The organism is Pedococcus sp. 2YAF34, from assembly GCF_052114585.1.
In the GTDB taxonomy this organism is placed as follows: Bacteria; Actinomycetota; Actinomycetes; order Actinomycetales; family Dermatophilaceae; genus Pedococcus.
Map to the genome: position 1 here is coordinate 15,971 of NZ_JBFRFA010000001.1, position 17,640 is coordinate 33,610.

The 17,640-nt window shown below is 73.0% G+C and carries 18 protein-coding genes; 3 read left to right on the forward strand and 15 right to left on the reverse strand.

The genetic code is table 11. The features are described from left to right. Positions 1-3: 3 nt before the first annotated feature. From pheT to infC, 7 genes are all read right to left on the reverse strand, one after another. Entirely contained in the window at positions 4-2,550 is a 2,547-nt protein-coding gene (gene pheT / locus AB4Z02_RS00085; RefSeq protein WP_441968312.1) for a phenylalanine--tRNA ligase subunit beta, read from the reverse strand. Further along, positions 2,550-3,644 (reverse strand): phenylalanine--tRNA ligase subunit alpha, encoded by a 1,095-nt coding sequence (gene pheS, locus AB4Z02_RS00090; RefSeq protein ID WP_056884494.1) that lies wholly within the window; start codon positions 3,642-3,644, stop codon positions 2,550-2,552. The genes pheT and pheS overlap by 1 nt, the downstream gene beginning before the upstream one ends. Before the next feature lie 255 nt (positions 3,645-3,899). Continuing rightward, positions 3,900-5,018, reverse strand: coding sequence for a PAS domain-containing sensor histidine kinase (locus AB4Z02_RS00095; protein ID WP_056884495.1), 1,119 nt, complete (start codon positions 5,016-5,018; stop codon positions 3,900-3,902). Positions 5,019-5,028: 10 nt separating this feature from the next. Further along, a complete protein-coding gene (locus AB4Z02_RS00100) occupies positions 5,029-5,838 on the reverse strand; it encodes a TrmH family RNA methyltransferase (RefSeq protein ID WP_441968315.1) in 810 nt (269 codons plus the stop codon). 35 nt (positions 5,839-5,873) lie between these two features. Next, positions 5,874-6,254, reverse strand: coding sequence for a 50S ribosomal protein L20 (gene rplT / locus AB4Z02_RS00105; protein ID WP_056884497.1), 381 nt, complete (start codon positions 6,252-6,254; stop codon positions 5,874-5,876). Between the two features lie 78 nt (positions 6,255-6,332). Next, the gene (gene rpmI / locus AB4Z02_RS00110; RefSeq protein ID WP_056884498.1) at positions 6,333-6,527 is read right to left on the reverse strand and encodes a 50S ribosomal protein L35; all 195 of its coding nucleotides are present in this window, start codon (positions 6,525-6,527) and stop codon (positions 6,333-6,335) included. A gap of 116 nt (positions 6,528-6,643) precedes the next feature. Beyond that, positions 6,644-7,333, reverse strand: coding sequence for a translation initiation factor IF-3 (infC, locus tag AB4Z02_RS00115; protein ID WP_441968640.1), 690 nt, complete (start codon positions 7,331-7,333; stop codon positions 6,644-6,646). 388 nt (positions 7,334-7,721) lie between these two features. Between infC and AB4Z02_RS00120 the strand changes: the two genes are divergently transcribed. Then, positions 7,722-8,051, forward strand: a complete 330-nt coding sequence (locus tag AB4Z02_RS00120) for a DUF1844 domain-containing protein (protein ID WP_441968642.1) — start codon at positions 7,722-7,724, stop codon at positions 8,049-8,051. 164 nt (positions 8,052-8,215) lie between these two features. On the opposite strand, the gene AB4Z02_RS00125 is transcribed toward AB4Z02_RS00120, so the two are convergent. Further along, on the reverse strand, positions 8,216-9,460 hold the full coding sequence (locus AB4Z02_RS00125) for an MFS transporter (protein ID WP_441968318.1): 1,245 nt from the start codon (positions 9,458-9,460) through the stop codon (positions 8,216-8,218). A gap of 180 nt (positions 9,461-9,640) precedes the next feature. Between AB4Z02_RS00125 and AB4Z02_RS00130 the strand changes: the two genes are divergently transcribed. Further along, positions 9,641-11,230 (forward strand): catalase, encoded by a 1,590-nt coding sequence (locus tag AB4Z02_RS00130; RefSeq protein WP_441968320.1) that lies wholly within the window; start codon positions 9,641-9,643, stop codon positions 11,228-11,230. A 56-nt stretch (positions 11,231-11,286) separates the two neighbouring features. Beyond that, positions 11,287-11,619, forward strand: coding sequence for a DUF952 domain-containing protein (locus tag AB4Z02_RS00135; protein ID WP_056884503.1), 333 nt, complete (start codon positions 11,287-11,289; stop codon positions 11,617-11,619). A 6-nt stretch (positions 11,620-11,625) separates the two neighbouring features. On the opposite strand, the gene AB4Z02_RS00140 is transcribed toward AB4Z02_RS00135, so the two are convergent. The 7 genes from AB4Z02_RS00140 to hisD form a co-directional block, all read right to left on the reverse strand. Then, complete coding sequence (locus tag AB4Z02_RS00140) at positions 11,626-12,357, reverse strand: SseB family protein (protein ID WP_441968322.1); 732 nt, start codon at positions 12,355-12,357, stop codon at positions 11,626-11,628. Continuing rightward, complete coding sequence (gene priA / locus AB4Z02_RS00145) at positions 12,354-13,088, reverse strand: bifunctional 1-(5-phosphoribosyl)-5-((5-phosphoribosylamino)methylideneamino)imidazole-4-carboxamide isomerase/phosphoribosylanthranilate isomerase PriA (protein WP_441968324.1); 735 nt, start codon at positions 13,086-13,088, stop codon at positions 12,354-12,356. The genes AB4Z02_RS00140 and priA overlap by 4 nt, the downstream gene beginning before the upstream one ends. 119 nt (positions 13,089-13,207) lie before the next feature. Next, positions 13,208-13,846 carry an imidazole glycerol phosphate synthase subunit HisH gene (hisH, locus tag AB4Z02_RS00150; RefSeq protein WP_441968326.1) on the reverse strand — a complete coding sequence of 213 codons (639 nt, stop codon included), beginning with the start codon at positions 13,844-13,846 and terminating at the stop codon, positions 13,208-13,210. Then, on the reverse strand, positions 13,846-14,469 hold the full coding sequence (locus AB4Z02_RS00155; protein WP_441968328.1) for a hypothetical protein: 624 nt from the start codon (positions 14,467-14,469) through the stop codon (positions 13,846-13,848). The genes hisH and AB4Z02_RS00155 overlap by 1 nt, the downstream gene beginning before the upstream one ends. Then, complete coding sequence (gene hisB, locus AB4Z02_RS00160) at positions 14,466-15,080, reverse strand: imidazoleglycerol-phosphate dehydratase HisB (protein ID WP_056884508.1); 615 nt, start codon at positions 15,078-15,080, stop codon at positions 14,466-14,468. Before hisB ends, AB4Z02_RS00155 begins: the two co-directional genes overlap by 4 nt. Then, positions 15,077-16,243: a histidinol-phosphate transaminase gene (locus AB4Z02_RS00165; protein WP_441968330.1), complete on the reverse strand. Its 1,167-nt coding sequence runs from the start codon at positions 16,241-16,243 to the stop codon at positions 15,077-15,079. The genes hisB and AB4Z02_RS00165 overlap by 4 nt, the downstream gene beginning before the upstream one ends. Positions 16,244-16,259: 16 nt before the next feature. Further along, positions 16,260-17,603, reverse strand: coding sequence for a histidinol dehydrogenase (gene hisD, locus AB4Z02_RS00170; RefSeq protein ID WP_441968332.1), 1,344 nt, complete (start codon positions 17,601-17,603; stop codon positions 16,260-16,262). Positions 17,604-17,640 lie beyond the last annotated feature (37 nt).

A 17,640-nucleotide genomic window follows, 5' to 3' on the forward strand; every position in this document is an offset into this window, starting at 1 on the left:
CGCTCACCGCTGCACCGCGCCGGTCTGCTCGGCCGCGGCGGCGACCGCCGCGTCACGCAGGGCGCTGACCTCGTCGGTGGTCAGCGTGCGGTCCGGGGCGCGGAAGGTCAGGCGGTAGGCCAGCGACTTGCGCCCGTCCCCGACCTGCTCGCCGCGGTAGACGTCGAACAGGTGCACCGACTCCAGGCCCTCCCCCGCTCCTGCGCGCAGGGCGGCCTCGACACGGCCGGCGGGAACCTGTTCGTCAACGACCAGCGCCACGTCGGTGTGGGCGGCCGGGTAGGTGGACAGCTCGTCCGCCTGGCGGGGCGTCCCGGTCGCGGCGATGAGCCCGTCGACGTCGACCTCGGCAGCGACGCTGCGCGCGGGGAGGTCGAGTGCCGCGGTGACCTTCGGGTGCAGCTCGCCCGCGTGCCCGACCACCGTGCCGTCGGGCAGGGAGATGCTCGCGCAGCGGCCCGGGTGCCACGGCGAGCGGTCGGCCGCTTGCACCTCGAGCTCGAGCCCGAGCGCGGTGCCGAGGGTGAGGACCCATGCCACCGCGTCGGAGGCGTCGTACGGCCGCGCCGGCCCCCACGGACCTGCCACGGAGGCGTCTCCCGCCGCGGCCATCGCCACGTGGCGCGGCTGGGCGGGCACCGCCTCGCGGATGCGGTCGAGCGTCGCGTCGTCGGGCCGGACCTCGATGCCGGGCACCGGAGCCACCGCGGCGTCCTCACGACCAACGGTGACCAGGCCGACCTCGTACACGGCGACGTCCCGGTGACCGCGGGCGACGTTGCGGCGCAAGGCGTCCTGCAGGGTGTCGAGCACCGAGGTGCGCATCAGCGGCGCCTCCTCGGACAGGGGGTTCACCAGGGCCTCGGCGCGCCGGCGCGAGTCGTCGGGGGCGTAACCGAGGCGGTCGAACAGGTCGCGGGCGACGAAGGGGTAGGTGAGCACCTCGACCAGTCCCTGCTGGGCCAGGGTCGTCGCGATGACTCGACGCACCCGCTGCCCGTGGGTCAGGCCGTGGCCGTCCTTGGGCTGGGGCAGCACCGAGGGGATCTGGTCGTACCCCCGGACGCGGGCGACCTCCTCCACGAGGTCCGGGCCGTCGGCCAGGTCCGGGCGCCACGACGGCGGCTGCACGGTCACGACGTCGTCACCGGCGTCACCGGCGTCGTCCTGCACCACGCACCCGATGGCGCGCAGCGTGGACAGCACCTCCTCGCGCGGGTAGTCGAGGCCGACGTAGCGCGTCGGCAGGGCGGTGTCGAAGGCGATCGCCGCAGGAGTCCGCGGCTCGCCGACGTCGGTGGCCCCAGGGTCAGCGGTGCCGCCACCGTGCTCGACGAGCAGGTCGACGGCCAGTTGGGCGGCGGCCGCGGCCACGGCCGGGTCGACGCCGCGCTCGAAGCGCTTGGAGGCCTCGGTCACCAGGCGGTGCCGGCGCGACGACCGCGCGATCGAGATCGGGTCGAAGTGTGCCGCCTCGATGAGGACGTCGGTCGTGGCGGACGTGACCTCCGAGGCCTCGCCCCCCATCACGCCCGCGATCGCCAGAGGGGTGTCGGAGCCGTCGACGATGAGCAGGTCCTCGGGGTCGAGCGCCCTCGCCACGTCATCGAGGGTCGTGAGCTTCTCCCCCACTCGGGCGCGGCGGGTGCCCACGGAGCCCGACAGCGTCTGCAGGTCGAACGCGTGCAGAGGCTGGCCGAGCAGCATCATGACGTAGTTGGTCACGTCGACGGCCAGCGAGATCGGGCGCATGCCCACCTGGGTGAGGCGCTTGCGCATCCACTGCGGTGTCGCCGCGCCCACGTCCACCCCGCGCACGACGCGGGCGACGTATCGGTCGCACCCGACGACGCCCTCGACCGGCGCGTCGTCGGTGAGGTGGACCGGGTACCCCGTGCCATCACCCTCGGCGACGCGCAGGTCGGCCGGATCGCGGTAGGCGGCACCGGTCGACAGGGCGTACTCGCGGGCGATGCCGCGCAGTGAGAAGCAGTACCCACGGTCGGGCGTGACGTTGACCTCGACGACCTCGTCGGCCAGGCCGAGCAGGGCGATGGCGTCGTCGCCGGGCTGGAGCGACGCAGCGGCGTCGGCGCCCAGGAGCTCGGTGAGCACGATGATGCCGTCGTGGTCGTCGCCGAGGCCGAGCTCGCGGGCCGAGCAGATCATGCCGTTGGAGACGTGGCCGTAGGTCTTGCGCGCCGAGATCTCGAACCCGCCGGGCAGCACGCCACCCGGGAGCACGCAGACCACCAGGTCACCGGCGGAGAAGTTGTGGGCGCCGCAGACGATCTCCTGGGCCTTGCCCTCGGTGACCCGCTGGCCGTGGTCGCCCACGTCGACGGTGCACCAGTTGACGGTCTTGCCGTTCTTCTGCGGCTCGGGCTCGACGGTCAGGACGCGGCCGACGACGATGGGGCCGCTGATGTCGCCACCGCTCAGGCCCTCCTCCTCGAGGCCGACCTTGACGAGCGCTGCGGCGATGTCGGCACCGGTGGCGTCGGCGGGCACGTCGGCCAGCTCGCGCAGCCAGGACACGGGCGCGTGCATCAGATCTCCATTCCGAACTGGCGGGAGAAGCGGACGTCTCCCTCGACGATGTCGTGCATGTCCCCCACGCCGTGGCGCAGCATGAGCGACCGCTCGATGCCGAGGCCGAAGGCGAACCCCGAGTAGCGCTGCGGGTCGACGCCCGCGGCGCGCAGCACGCGCTGGTTGACCATGCCGCAGCCGCCGAGCTCGATCCAGCCGGTGCCGCCGCAGGTGCGGCACGACGCGTCGGCGCCACCGCACACCCAGCACTGGCAGTCGATCTCGGCGCTGGGCTCGGTGAAGGGGAAGTAGTTGGGGCGCAGCCGGGTGACGATGCCGTCGCCGAAGAGCCGCTGGACGAACGCGTCGAGCGCTCCCTTGAGGTGGGCCATGGTGATGCCCTCGTCGACGACCAGGCCCTCGAACTGGTGGAACACCGGCGTGTGCGTGGCGTCGAGGTCGTCGGTGCGGAACACCTTGCCCGGGCACAGGATGTAGATGGGCGGCTCGCGGTCGAGCATGGTGCGCACCTGCACGGGCGAGGTGTGGGTGCGCAGCACCAGCCCGGAGCCGGCGGGGGCGACGAAGAAGGTGTCGGCCTCACCACGGGCCGGGTGGTCCGGCGAGAGGTTGAGCGCGTCGAAGTTGAGCCACTCCGACTCGACCTCCGGGCCCTCGGCGATCTCCCAGCCCATGGCCACGAAGATGTCCTCGATCCGCTCGGAGACCAGGCTGATCGGGTGCCGCGCACCGAGCGGGCGACGCGGGGTGCGGACGGTCAGGTCGACCGTCTCCTCCACGAGGATGCGCGCGTCCCGCTCCGCCTCGAGCTCGACCTGGCGGCCGGCCAGCGCCTGCCCGACCCGGCCCCGGGCCTGCCCGACGCGCTTGCCGGCCTCGGCCTTGGCGCTCGGCGGGAGGGCGCCGATCTCCCGGTTGGCGAGGGCCAGGGGGCTCTTCTCGCCCTGGTGCGCGAGGCGAGCGGCCTTGAGGGCCTCGAGCGAGTCGGCGGCGGCGATCGCCGCCAGCGCATCGGTCACGGCCTGCTCGACGGCCGCGGGGTCCAGTGCGGCGACCTCGACCGGGTCGTACTGCGTGTTGGGTCCAGACATGCCTTTTCCTCTGTCGACACGGGTCGCAGGAGCGGACCTGCGGTGCGTGCTCTCGGCGCCCGGAACGGGCCCACCGAGTCTAGGGGCGTGCGGCGGCGCCGCTCGGTCGGGGTTCAGCCTCCGGCGAGCGGGAACACCCTCAGCGCAGCAGTGCGACCGCGGCCGGAGGCGCGGTAAATCGCAGGTGGGCGAGGAGCATCCACCCAGACTGGCCGCTGTCCTGCCAGTCACGCAACCCGGTTCCGAGCACTCGACTCAGGCGAGGTAGTCCGGAGGCTCCGAGGGCAGGGTCAGGCGGAACTGGGCGCCGCCGCTGGGCTCGGCGGACTCGACCCGCACCTGGCCTCCGTGCGCCTCGACCAGGCCCTTGACGACGTAGAGCCCGAGCCCGGTGCTGCCGCGGCCCGAGCCGTGCCAGAACCGGCTGAACACGAGGTCGCGGTGGTCGGGGGTGATGCCCTTGCCCTCGTCGCTCACCACGAGGTCGACTCCGGTGGTGCGGTGGCCGCGGGCGGCGAGCCCCTCCTGCGAGTCGCCCTCGGACGGCAGTGCCGCGAGCGTGGTGACGCCGTCGCCGTGGCGGAAGGCGTTCTCGATGAGGTTGGACAGGATCTGGTCGAGCCGGTCGGGGTCGGCCCACACCTCGGGCAGGTCCTCGGGCACCTCGACCCGGAAGCGCTCCCGGTCCTGCCCGCTGGCGACCGCCCGCTCGACGTGGCGGCCGAACACCGCGGCCACGTCGATCGGCTGCGGGCGGATCTGCAGGCGCCCCGCGTCGATGCGCGACACGTCGAGCAGCTCGGTGATGAGGCGGGTGACCCGGTCGGCGTCGGCCTCGATCGTCTCGATCATCAGCCGCTTCTGGTCGTCGGTGAACCGGTCCCACCGGCGCAGCAGGGTCGAGGAGAAGCCCTTGACGGAGGTCAGCGGGGACCGCAGCTCGTGGGCCACGGTGGAGATGAGCGCCGCGTGGTCGGCCTCGAGCCGGCGTCGTGCCTCGGCGTCGCGGACCATGATGAGCACCCGGTTGACCGGCTGGTTGCGCGCGGGACGCAGGTACTTGGCGGTGACCAGCACCTCGCGGCCGCCCTCGAGCATGAGGAACTTCTCCCGGTGCCCGGTGCGGATGTTGATCCCGGACCAGGGGTCGGTGGCCTCCCACCAGTCCGTGCCGTCGCTGTCACGCAGGATGAGCGCCTCGCGGATGTCGCGGCCGAGCAGGTCGCGTCGACGCATGCCGAGCACCTGGGTCGCGCGCCGGTTGAGGAAGCTGACGGTGGCGTCTGCCTCGGCCGCGACGAGCCCGTCCGGGAGCAGCTCACTGGCCTGGGCTGCCCGTTCGGGGTCGAGGATGGAGCCGGGCCGGTAGTCCATGGCGCGAACCTTAGCCCCTCTGGGCTGCCGCGGACGCGTAGAGGCAGACCGTGGCGGCCATGGCGAGGTTGAGCGACTCGGCCTTGCCGTGGATCGGCACCCGGACGACCTCGTCGCAGCGGGCGCGGACGGACTCCTCCAGACCCCACGCCTCGTTGCCCATCACCCACGCGTGCGACGGGGCGAGGTCGACGTCGGGGAGCAGGACGGTGCCGGCACCGTCGGCGGCGAGGACGCGGATGCCCGCCTCGCGCAGCCGGTCGATGGTGGCCTCGACGGGCAGCCCGGTCACCACCGGCAGGTGGAAGAGCGACCCGGCCGTGGAGCGCACGACCTTGGGCGAGAGCACGTCCACGGAGGCGTCGCTGACGAGTACGGCGTCGGCACCCGCGGCGTCCGCGCCGCGGATGACGGTGCCCGCGTTGCCGGGGTCACGCACGTTGGTCAGCAGGACGAGCAGCCGCGGCGACCCGGAGAGGACGTCGTCGAGCGAGGCGCCGGGCACCCGGCACACGGCGGTGAGCCCTTGGGGAGTCGGCGTCTCGCTCATCGCGGCGAGGACCTCGTCGGAGACCTCGTGGACGTAGAGGTCGGCAGCGCGTGCCGCCTCGACGACCTCGGCATACCGCGCCGCGGCGTCGGCTGTGAGGTAGAGGTCCAGGACCAGCTCGGGCCGGTGGCGGACGACCTCCCGCACCGACTGGGGTCCCTCGACGAGGAAGCGGCCGGCCTTGTCACGCACCGAGCGCCGGGACAGGGCCCGGACCGCCTTGACCCTGTCCGACCGGGGGTTGGTCAGGGGTGAGGACGGCGGGGCCATGTCCCGGCGCTCGAGTGGTGCGGTGACGCGCTGGATCAGGCGCTGGCGGTCTCGGCCACGGCCGGGACGTTCGCGCGCGCGATCTCGACGAGCGCGGCGAAGGCAGCCTCGTCGTTGACGGCCAGTTCGGCCAGCATGCGGCGGTCGACCTCGATCTCCGCGGCCTTGAGGCCCTGGATGAAGCGGTTGTAGGTCATGCCGTTGGCGCGGGCGCCGGCGTTGATGCGCTGGATCCAGAGGCGACGGAAGTCACCCTTCTTGGCGCGACGGTCCCGGTAGGCGTAGCCGAGGCTGTGGGTGACCTGCTCCTTGGCCTTGCGGTAGAGCCGCGAACGCTGCCCGCGGTAACCGCTGGCGCGCTCGAGGACGACCCGGCGCTTCTTCTGGGCGTTGACTGCCCGCTTCACGCGTGCCACGTGAGTTCTCCTTGCTGTCTATCTGCTTGCGAGGCTTCGTGCTGAGCCCGGCCAAACAATGGGGTGGATGGGCTCGGCTCAGCGGCCGAGGAGCTTCTTGACCTTCTTGGAGTCCGGCTTGGACACCTCGACGTCGTTCGCGATCGAGCGGGTGTAGCGCGAGGACTTGTGCTCGAGCAGGTGGCGGCCGTTGGCCTGCTCGCGCATGACCTTGCCCTTGCCCGTGATCCGGAAGCGCTTCTTGGCACCGGAGTGCGTCTTCATCTTCGGCATGGCTGCCGATCTCCTTGCTGTTGACGTGGCCGGGGTGGTGCGGCCGGGGTGGTGTAGCCGGGTGGAACGTGACCAGCTGGTGGGGCCAGTGGTCGGAACTACGTGGTGGGGGCGGCCTACTCGGCCGTCGTCGCCTCGGGGGCAGCGGTCGCGTCGGCAACCGGGGTCGCCTCCGGCGTCGCGGCGACCGGTGCGGCCTCCGGCGCCTCGGCGGGTGCCACGGGGGCATCGGCGGCCTGGGCGGCGTGACCCGAGTCGGAGGTCCGTGCGCGGCGCTGCTCTGCCATCGCCTCGGACTTCTTCTTCGTGGGGGCCAGGACCATGATCATGTTGCGGCCGTCCTGCTTGGGCGCGGACTCGACCGTGCCCAGCTCCAGCACGTCCTCGGCGAGGCGCTGCAGGAGGCGGAAGCCCAGCTCGGGGCGCGACTGCTCGCGTCCGCGGAACATGATCGTCACCTTGACCTTGTCGCCGCCCTTGAGGAAGCGCTCGACGTGGCCCTTCTTGGTGCCGTAGTCGTGCGGGTCGATCTTCGGGCGGAGCTTGATCTCCTTGATGACCGTGTTGACCTGGTTCTTGCGCGCTTCGCGCGCCTTCAGTGCGGCTTCGTACTTGAACTTGCCGAAGTCCATGAGCTTGGCGACTGGAGGCTTGGCCATCGGGGCGACCTCGACGAGGTCGAGGTCTGCCTCGGCGGCGAGCCGCAGCGCGTCCTCGACGCGCACGATGCCGACCTGCTCTCCGTTGGGGCCAACCAACCGCACTTCCGGAACCCGGATGCGGTCGTTGATGCGAGGCTCGCTGATGGTGCTGCTCCTTCGGTCAGGGAAACGTCCGACCGCACCCAACGAGAAGAGGCTCCTCGCCGCTGTCGCGCGAGAAGCCTCACCAGTTCCGTCACGGGACCCCGAGGGACCGTATGCTGCGGAGCTCACGCCCGCGGCCTACGCCTCGGTGACCCGGGGGACCCGGCGACCGAAGTGGTCGACGCGGGTGGAAGCAGGTGCTGCTTCTCTTGCACACCGTGGCCCTGTCGTGGCCGCCGCGGAAAATTCCCAAGGCGACCCCGTGCGTGGTCACGGCCGGTCGATCTGCAAGGCTACCAGCGTGAGCACGGAATCTCCCAATCCCCACCCGACCGACCCCGACGCGGCACCCGGGTCCCCCGCCGGTCCCGGTGACTCCGGCGCCGCCGTGGCCCAGCAGACCCGCGACATCTCCGAGGTGCCGGCCGTCGAGGTCATCACCACCGCGGCGATCCACCTCATGAGCGCCGCAGCCGTCAAGTGCGGGCTGGCCGAGGGACCGGACGCGGCAGACCACCTCGACCTCGACGAGGCCCGTCGCCTCATCAACGCCCTCGCCGGCCTGATCACCGCCTCGGCTCCGGACCTCGGCAGCCAGCACGCCGCTCCCCTGCGGGACGGCCTCAAGTCGCTGCAGCTGGCGTTCCGCGAGGCGTCGGTCATCCCCGACCCGCCCGGACAGGGCCCCGGCGAGAAGCTCACCGGCTCCGTCGTCTGAGCCGCCCGGTTCGGCCACTCGTCGCACTCGACTGCCCGCCGCAGCTCGACTACCACCGCAAAGCGGGTGTCGTTCGGCAACACGGGGGCTATTCGTCCACTGGTTGCCGAACGACACCCGCTTTGCACGAGGCCCGCAKGAAGTCAGGGCTGGGTGGCGCCGGGTCACACGGTCGCGGCGGCGCGGGCGCGGTCCTCGGACCGCTGGGCGCGGTGGGCCCGGTGGCGCCGGGCCCGTCCGGAGGTCGCGGCCGCGCCGACGAGGGCCAGCAGGAGCCCGGCGACGGCGACCACCACGAACCCGGCCCCCCAGGCGACGTGGTCGATGGCGACCCCGGCCAGCGGCGCACCGAGCGCCGAGCCCGCGGTCATGAAGGACCCGTGCCACCCCATCGCCTCGCCCCGGGCGTCCGCCGGCACGACGCGGCTGGCCTGGTCGACCGTCGCGGTGATCGTCGGGGCGCAGAACAGGCCGGCGACGAACCCCAGGACCGCCAGCGACGGCGCCCCGGAGGCGAGCGCCATCGGCGCGGTGACCACGGCCAGCCCGCCGAGCAGCCAGAACGCCGAGACCGACCGGTGCAGCCCGCCGTAGACGAGGCCGCCGACCAGTGAGCCGAGGCCCCACACGGCCAGCACCCAGCCGATGGACGCGGGAGTGCCGAAGTCGCGCAGCGCCGCGACGAACGAGATGTCGGAGCCGCCGAGCACCAGGGTGGCGGCGAACGCGCTCAGGCAGACGGCGACGAACGGGGGCCTGAACCACGCCGAGCGGCGCACGGCCGAGGCCGTCTCGACGGCGACACCCTGGTCGTCGACCTCGCGCGCGGCCTCCTCGCGGATCACCGGGTTGACGACCCACAGCAGGATGCCTGCGGCCACCCCGAGCATCTGGATGGCGAACAGCACCCACGACGTCGGCCACACCGTGGCCGCCCAGACCCCGAGGGCCGGCCCGACCATGAAGGACAGCTCGATGGCGACGGAGTCGAGCGAGATCGCGGTGCGGCGGTCGCTCTCCGGCACCGCGGCGATGATCGCCTGGCGGATGATGGAGAACGCCGGGATCACGAAGAGGCCGGCCAGCGAGGCCAGGACGAGCAGCGGCCAGTAGGACACGAAGGGCGCGACCGACCAGCAGGCAGCTGCGACCACGATCGACGGCACGACGACGCGCCGCAGGCCCATCCGGTCGAGCAGGCGCCCGCGCCACGGCCCACTCACCGCGATCGCGACGGTCGCGGCTGCCGAGACCAGGCCGGCGGCGCCGTACGAGCGGTCGAGGGCGGACACGACGTGGAGCGTGAGGACGATGCCCCCGGTGAACACCGGCAGCCGCACGAGGAACCCCAGGACGAGGGCCCGGCGCAGGGCCGGCAGGGCGAGGACGCGGCGGTAGCGGTGGAGCACTGCCCCACTGTCCCAGCAGGCACCGACACCGGCCAAACGGATTTGGCCCCTGACAGCAGGGTCGAGACGAACGGACCACCGTCCGGATGCGGCACGGGCGTTCCGGATGGAGGGTGGAGACGCTGCTCGGGCCCGCGTCGGGACGAGAGAACGCAACCACCACCACACGAAGGAGCAGCGATGACGGACCAGCAGGCCACGCCGGAGTCGATCCGGACCGCACCGAGCGAGGAGGCCCGGCTCGGGTCGACGACCGACACCGGCGCCCCCGCCCCCAGCGACCGCAACAGCCTCACCATCGGCCCGGACGGGCCGATCGTCCTGCACGACGTGCACTTCCTGAACCAGATGGCGCACTTCAACCGCGAGCGCATCCCCGAGCGCAACGTGCACGCCAAGGGCTCCGGTGCGTTCGGCGAGTTCGTCTGCACGGAGGACGTCTCGGCACACACCAAGGCTGCGCTGTTCCAGAAGGGGAGCACGGTCGAGATGCTGGCCCGCTTCTCGACCGTCGCAGGTGAGCAGGGCTCCCCCGACACCTGGCGCGACCCGCGCGGGTTCGCGCTGAAGTTCTACACGCCCGAGGGCAACTACGACCTCGTCGGCAACAACACGCCGGTCTTCTTCATCCGCGACACCATGAAGTTCCCGCACTTCATCCGCAGCCAGAAGCGCCGCGGCGGCTCGGGTCTGCGCGACAACCACATGCAGTGGGACTTCTGGAGCCTCAACCCCGAGTCCGCCCACCAGGTCACCTACCTCATGGGCGACCGGGGCATCCCCCGCTCGTTCCGGCACATGAACGGCTACGGGTCCCACACCTACATGTGGGTCAACGCGGCCGGCGAGAAGTCCTGGGTCAAGTACCACTTCCACAGCGACCAGGGCGTCCAGGGCCTCACCGGCGACGAGGCCACGGTCATCGCCGGGCAGGACGCCGACTTCCACCGCCGCGACCTGTACGAGGCGATCGAGCGCGGCGAGCACCCCAGCTGGACGCTGTCGGTGCAGGTCATGCCGTACGAGGACGCGAAGACCTACCACCTCAACCCGTTCGACCTCACCAAGGTCTGGCCGCACTCGGACTACCCGCTCATCAAGGTCGGCACGATGACCCTGAACCGCAACCCGGAGAACTTCTTCGCCGAGGTCGAGCAGGCCGCGTTCGAGCCGTCGGCCCTGGTGCCGGGGATCGGCTTCTCCCCCGACAAGATGCTGCTGGGGCGGGCGTTCGCGTACGCAGACACCCACCGCTACCGGATCGGCCCGAACTACCACCAGCTGCCGGTGAACCGGGCCAAGGCGGTCGCCGAGCTCAACACCTACACGCAGGACGGGCCGATGGCCTACGACCACCACGGTGACCAGCCCGTCTACGCACCCAACAGCGAGGGCCGCGGGTACGCCGACCAGGTCGGCGAGGCCGAGGAGAGCTGGGAGTCCGACGGCGCGATGGTGCGCCAAGCCTACACGCTGCGCGAGGACGACGACGACTTCGGCCAGGCCGGCACCCTGGTGCGCGAGGTCTGGGACGACGACCAGCGCGAGCAGTTCGTGAAGACCGTGGCCGGCCACCTGCTCGGCGGGGTGCGAAGCCCCGTGCTCGAGCGGGCGTTCGAGTACTGGAAGAACGTGGACGCCGACACCGGCAAGCAGATCGAGGAGGCCGTGCGCGCGGGCTCCGGGGGCACGAACCCCGGCGGCGAGGCGGACGACGCCAAGGACCTGCACGAGCCCGTCGTCGAGACCGGCACGCAGGCGGGCAGCTAGCGAGCTGGGCCGTGCCGCGTGCCCTCTTCGCGGGGCACGCGGCATACGCTCCCCGGATGACGATCTACCACCTGGCGGAGCCGGAGCACTGGGGGCAGGCGCAGCGGACGGGCAGCTACACGCAGTCCACCCGTGGGCGCACCCTCGCCGACGAGGGCTTCATCCACTGCTCCTCCGCCGAGCAGTGGCCGGTGGTGCGCAGGTCGTTCTACCGGGACGTGACCGGCCCGCTGCTGCTGCTCGAGATCGACGAGTCCCGGCTGCCCGAGCCACCCGTGGTCGAGGTGGGCAACCCTGCGACGGGCGAGACGTTCCCCCACCTGTACCGGGCCCTGCCGGTCGACGCGGTCGCCGGCGTCACCGAGCTCCCCGCGCCGCACGGCGGCTGAGGTCGCTCAGGAGATCGAGAAGGCGAGGCCGTCGATGCGGGCCCTGATCTCGCCGTCGGTGGCGAGGCGTTCCCCGATGGCCGTCGCCACGGCCTGCACCCGTTCGGCGGCCAGACCCGGCACCAGCGTGAGCTGCACCCGCAGGACCCCCTCGCCCGGCGCCCCGGCCGCGAGCTCGTGACCGACGACGTCGGGCTGCTCACGCACCGCGTCGGCGACCGCGCGGGCCACCGAGTCGTCCTCGTGCGCCGGCAGCCACTCGCGCTGCTGGGCCAGGGCCCAGACCATGCTCGGGCGCAGGGCGAGCGCGCTCTCCCCCGCCACGTCGAGGACCATCACGTCGCACCGTTCGCTGACCGCCGCCTGGGCGGCGCGGGCCGCGGTGACGGGTACGGGGCGGGCCTGCGGGTCCCAGGCGGCGATCGCCTGCATGGAGCTGAAGACCGGCAGCGCCCGGGCGCCGTCGGGGGCGACCAGCGTGACGGCTGCCATGTCGGTCTGCTTCTCCACGACGTGCTCGCCGGTGGAGTCGGTGGAGACGGGCTCGGCCACGATCGGCACCAGCAGGCGCGCCGCGGAGACCGCGGCCACGAGGGCACGCTCGTCCCCGGGGTCGGACATCGCGGCGACCAGCGCGGGGTCGGCGGCGCCGGTGTCCCCGTCGAACCCGGTGCCGGTCAGCTCCCGGCCACCGAAGGGGATCCCGGCCGAGTCGTGCGGCGGCGTAGGGCTGGTCACGGGCGGCCTGCCACGTCGAGGGCGTCGGACAGCGTGAACGCGCCCCGGTAGAGCGCCGACCCCACGATCGCGCCCTCGACGCCGTCAGGCACGAGCCCCCGGATGGCCTCGATGTCCTCGAGGGTCGAGACGCCGCCGGAGGCGACGACCGGACGGTCCGTGCGGGCGCACACGTCACGCAGCAGCTCCAGGTTGGGGCCCTTGAGCATCCCGTCCTTGTTGACGTCGGTGACGACGTAGCGGGCGCAGCCCTCACGGTCCAGGCGCGCCAGGGTCTCCCACAGGTCGCCGCCCTCCTGGGTCCAGCCGCGGGCGGCCAGGGTGGTGCCGCGCACGTCGAGGCCCACGGCGATGCGGTCGCCGTGCTCCGCGATGGCGGCGGCGGTCCACTCGGGGTCCTCCAGGGCCGCGGTGCCGAGGTTGACCCGGCGGCAGCCGGTGGCGAGCGCGGCCTCGAGGGAGGCGGCGTCCCGGATCCCGCCGCTCATCTCCACCTTGATGTCCAGGCGCCCGACGATGTCGGCCAGCAGCTCGCGGTTGGAGCCGCGCCCGAACGCCGCGTCGAGGTCGACGAGGTGCAGCCACTCGGCCCCCTGCTCCTGCCAGGCGAGCGCCGCCTGCCACGGGTCGCCGAACTGGCCACCCGTGCCGGCCACCCCCTGCACGAGCTGGACGGCCTGGCCGTCGGCGACGTCGACGGCGGGCAGGAGTTCGAGGCGGGGGCCGGTCATGGGGGTCCTTGCGGTCGGGGTGGGGCTGGTCGGGTTGGGGGCTGGTCGGGTTGAGGGTGGAGCCGGGGTGGCGCAGACGGGCGGGGACGACGGCGTGGGGGATCAGCTGACGGTGGGGGTCATAGCGAGTGCACCCAGTTCTCGAGCAGGGTCAGGCCCGCGTCGCCCGACTTCTCGGGGTGGAACTGGGTGGCCGACAGGGGTCCGTTCTCGACCGCCGCGACGAAGGGACGGCCGTGCTCGGACCAGGTGACCTTGGGGGCGACCACGGCGAACGCACCGGTGGGCGGCTCGAGCACCCACTCCTGCACGGCGTAGGAGTGCACGAAGTAGAACCGCTCGGACTCGACGCCGGCGAACAGCCGGGTGCCCGGGGCCGCGGTGACCTCGCTCCAGCCCATGTGCGGCACCACGTCGGCCTGCAGCCTCGTCACGGTGCCGGGCCACTCGCCCAGCCCCTCCTCGGGGCTGGCGCCGGGCTCCTCGCTGCCGTCGAACAGCACCTGCATCCCGACACAGACGCCGAGCACGGGACGCCCGCCGGCCAGCCGGGTCTCGATCACCAGGGGTCCCTCGGCGGCCCGCAGCCCGGTGAGGCAGGCGTGGAAGTTGCCCACCCCGGGGACGAACAGGCCGTCGGCGTCCAGGGCCACTGCCTTGTCGCCGGTCAGGGTGACCTCGGCGCCGACGTGCTCGAGGGCACGGACGGCGGACCGGACGTTGCCGCTGCCGTAGTCGAACACCACGACGTGCGCCATCAGCTCTCCTCCATCTCGGCGCGGTGCCGCGCCTGCTCTGCCATGCGGGACTCGAAGCGGGCGACCGCCTGGGCGGTCGGGGCCACGACCTGGCCACGTGGGGACGCACCCGCCGTCAGCAGGTCGGACCCCGGCAGGCCCAGGGTCGCCATCAGCGTGCGCAGCCACCCGGTGGCGTCCCCGGAGCGGTCGGCGACGACAGCGGCCACTGCTCCCGGTCCCGACCGGGCGTGCGCCGCCGCGACCAGGTCGGTGGGGCGGGCCACCTCGAGGGCCGGCGTCCGGACGCGGCCCTCCCCCGGTTCCCAGACGAGCCAGCGCTGTGTGGCGCGCCAGCCGCGTGGCCGGACCGACACCACCGCCCGGTCGCCCACGACGAAGAAGCCGAGGGCGGGACGGATCCTGCCGGGCAGTGGCCGACCGACGAGGGTCGCCACCGGGTCGTCGTACGGCGCACCGGCGCGCGAAGCGGGCTCGGCCGGGACGAGTGCGGTCCACTCCCCCTGAGGCACGACCTCGCAGGCGACCAGGCCGCGTCGCACCCAGCCCGAGGCGCGCGCGGGCTCGCCGCGCACGAGGAGCAGTCCGCGCGACGCCCGCGCGGACTGCCACGGCACGCTCACGTGGAGAGGCTGCCCTTCGCGCTGGGTACGCCGCTCACGCGCGGGTCGCGGGCCACCGCGGCACGCAGCGCCCGCGCCACGGCCTTGAACTGTGCCTCGACGATGTGGTGCGGGTCGCGGCCGGACAGCACCCGGACGTGCAGCGCGATGCCGGCGCGGCCGGCGAACGACTCCCAGACGTGGCGCGTGAGCGAACCGACGTAGGTGCCCCCGATGACGACGTAGGCCTGGCCCTCGGGCTCGCCGGTGTGGACGACGTAGGGCCGCCCCGCGACGTCGACGACCGCGTGGACCAGCGCCTCGTCGAGCGGGACGGTGGCGTCGCCGAAGCGGGAGATGCCGCTCTTGTCGCCCAGAGCCTCCCGCAGGGCGTCGCCGAGCACGATGGCGACGTCCTCGACCGTGTGGTGGGCGTCGACGTCGACGTCACCGGTGGCCTTGACGCGCAGGTCGATGAGTGAGTGCTTGGCCAGCGAGGTGAGCATGTGGTCGTAGAACCGCACGCCGGTCGAGACGTCGGCAACACCGGTGCCGTCGAGGTCGAGCTCGAGCTCGACGCTGGACTCCGAGGTCGACCGGCTCAGCGAGACCCTGCGGTCACCTGCGGTCACGGGGCGCTCCTGTCGGTGGCGGTGTCGGCGATCTCGGCCACGGCGGCCAGGAACGCGTCCGTCTCGGCCGGGGTCCCGGCCGTGACACGAAGATAGTGGGGGATGCCGACGTCGCGGACCAGCACACCCCGCTCGAGCAGCGCCCGCCACGTCGCCGCGGCGTCGGCGAGACCGCCGAACAGGACGAAGTTGGCGTCGCTGGCGACCGGGGCGTAGCCGAGCTCGGCGAGCCGGGACACCATGCGGTCGCGCTGCTCCTTGATGGCCTCGACGGTGCCGAGCATCCGGTCGGCGTGCGCGAGGGCGCCCAGCGCGATCGCCTGTGTGGGGGCCGACAGGTGGTAGGGCAGCCGCACGAGCCGCAGCGCGTCGACGAGGGCGGGGTCCGCCGCGAGGTAGCCGAGGCGACCGCCCGCGAAGGCGAACGCCTTGCTCATGGTCCGGGTGACGACCAGGCGCGGACGCCCTTCGAGCAGGGTCAGCGCGCTCGGGGTGCCGGGACGGGCGAACTCGGCGTACGCCTCGTCCACGACGACGACAGCCCGCTCGGCCGCGGCGTACACCGCCTCCACCACGTCGAGGCCCAGCGCGGTGCCGGTCGGGTTGTTGGGCGAGCAGAGGAAGACGACGTGCGGCTGGTGCTCGCGCACCTGCTCCACCGCCGACTCGGCGGTGAGGTCGAACGGCGCGTCGGGACCGGCGCCGCGCAGCCCGTCCACCCACGTCATGCCCGTGCCGGTGCTGATCAGGGGGTGCATCGAGTAGGCCGGCGTGAACCCGAGGGCCGTGCGCCCGGGACCGCCGAACGCCAGGACGACGTGCTGGAGCACCTCGTTGGACCCGTTGCCGGCCCAGACCTGCGCCGGCTCCACCTCGACGCCCGAGGTGGAGGTCAGGTATGCCGCGAGCGCCGTGCGGAGCTCGGTGAACTCGCGGTCGGGATAGCGGTTGAGCGTCGGCGCCACCGCGGCCACGCGCGCCGTGATGTCCGCGACCACGTCCTCGGGGACGGGGTAGGAGCTCTCGTTGGTGTTGAGCCGCACGGGGACGTCGAGCTGGGGCGCGCCGTAGGGGCTCGCGCCACGCAGGTCCTCGCGCAGGAGGGCGTCGAGGCGCGCCCGGTTGGCGTCGAGGTCGGTGGTCACGTCGGTGGACCCGCTCACGGTCGGTCGCACCGCCTCAACGGCCGTCGTCGAAGCGGGCGGTGACCGCCTCGCCGTGGGCGGGGAGGTCCTCGGCCTGCGACAGGGCGACGACGTGGTGGGCAACGTCCTGCAGCGCCTCGCGGCTGTAGTCGACGACGTGGATGCCGCGCAGGAACGACTGCACGGACAGGCCGCTGCTGTGGCAGGCGCAGCCCCCGGTGGGCAGGACGTGGTTGGACCCGGCGACGTAGTCGCCGAGGCTCACGGGCGAGAAGGCGCCGACGAACACCGCCCCGGCGTTGCGCACCCGTGCGGCCACGGCGGCGGCGTCGTCGGTCTGGATCTCGAGGTGCTCCGCGGCGTAGGCGTTGACCACCTGCAGCCCCTGGTCGAGGTCGTCGACGAGCACCAGCCCGGACTGCGGGCCGGTGAGGGCGGTGCGCACCCGGTCGGCGTGCTTGGTCGCCGGCACGCGCCGCTCGACGGCGGTGGCGACGGCGTCGGCCAGCTCCGTGCTCGCGGTGACCAGGACGGAGGCGGCGAACGGGTCGTGCTCGGCCTGGCTGATGAGGTCGGCGGCGACGTGGACCGGGTCGGCGGAGTCGTCGGCGAGGATGGCGATCTCGGTGGTGCCAGCCTCCGAGTCGATGCCGATGAGCCCCTTGAGCAGCCGCTTGGCCGCGGTGACGTAGATGTTGCCCGGGCCGGTGACCAGGTCGACGGGCTCGGCGACGACCGCGTCGTCTCCCTCACCGTCGGTGAAGCCGTAGGCGAACGCGGCCACGGCCTGGGCGCCGCCGACGGCATACACCTCCTCGACCCCGAGCAGGGCGCAGGCGGCCAGGACCGTGGGGTGCGGGTAGCCGGCGAAGATGCCGGTGTTCTCACGTTGGGGAGGGCTGGCGACCGCGAGGGAACCGACCTCGGCAACCTGCGCGGGGACGACGTTCATGACGACGCTGGAGGGGTAGACGGCCCGGCCGCCGGGCACGTAGAGCCCGACCCTGTCGACCGGCACCCAGCGCTCGGTGACGGAGCCACCGGGGACCACCTGGGTGGTCGTGGTGCTGCGGCGCTGGTCCTCGTGCACGAGGCGGGCGCGGCGGATGGACTCGTCGAGGGCGGCCCGGACGTCCGGGGCCAGCGTGTCGAGGGCTGCGGTGATGACCTCGGCCGGCACCCGCAGCGTGGGGGGCCGGACACCGTCGAAGCGCTCACCGAGCTCGTAGAGGGCCTCCGCGCCGCGGTGGCGCACGTCCTCGCACAGGGGCCGGACGGTCTCGACGGCCGCCGCCACGTCGAACTCGGCTCGCGGCAGCAGGTGGCGCAGCTCGCGGGCACCGAGGTCGCGTCCGCGCAGGTCGATCGTGGACATCATGGGCCCAAGTCTAGGCGGGGCCCCGTGGACGTCCGAA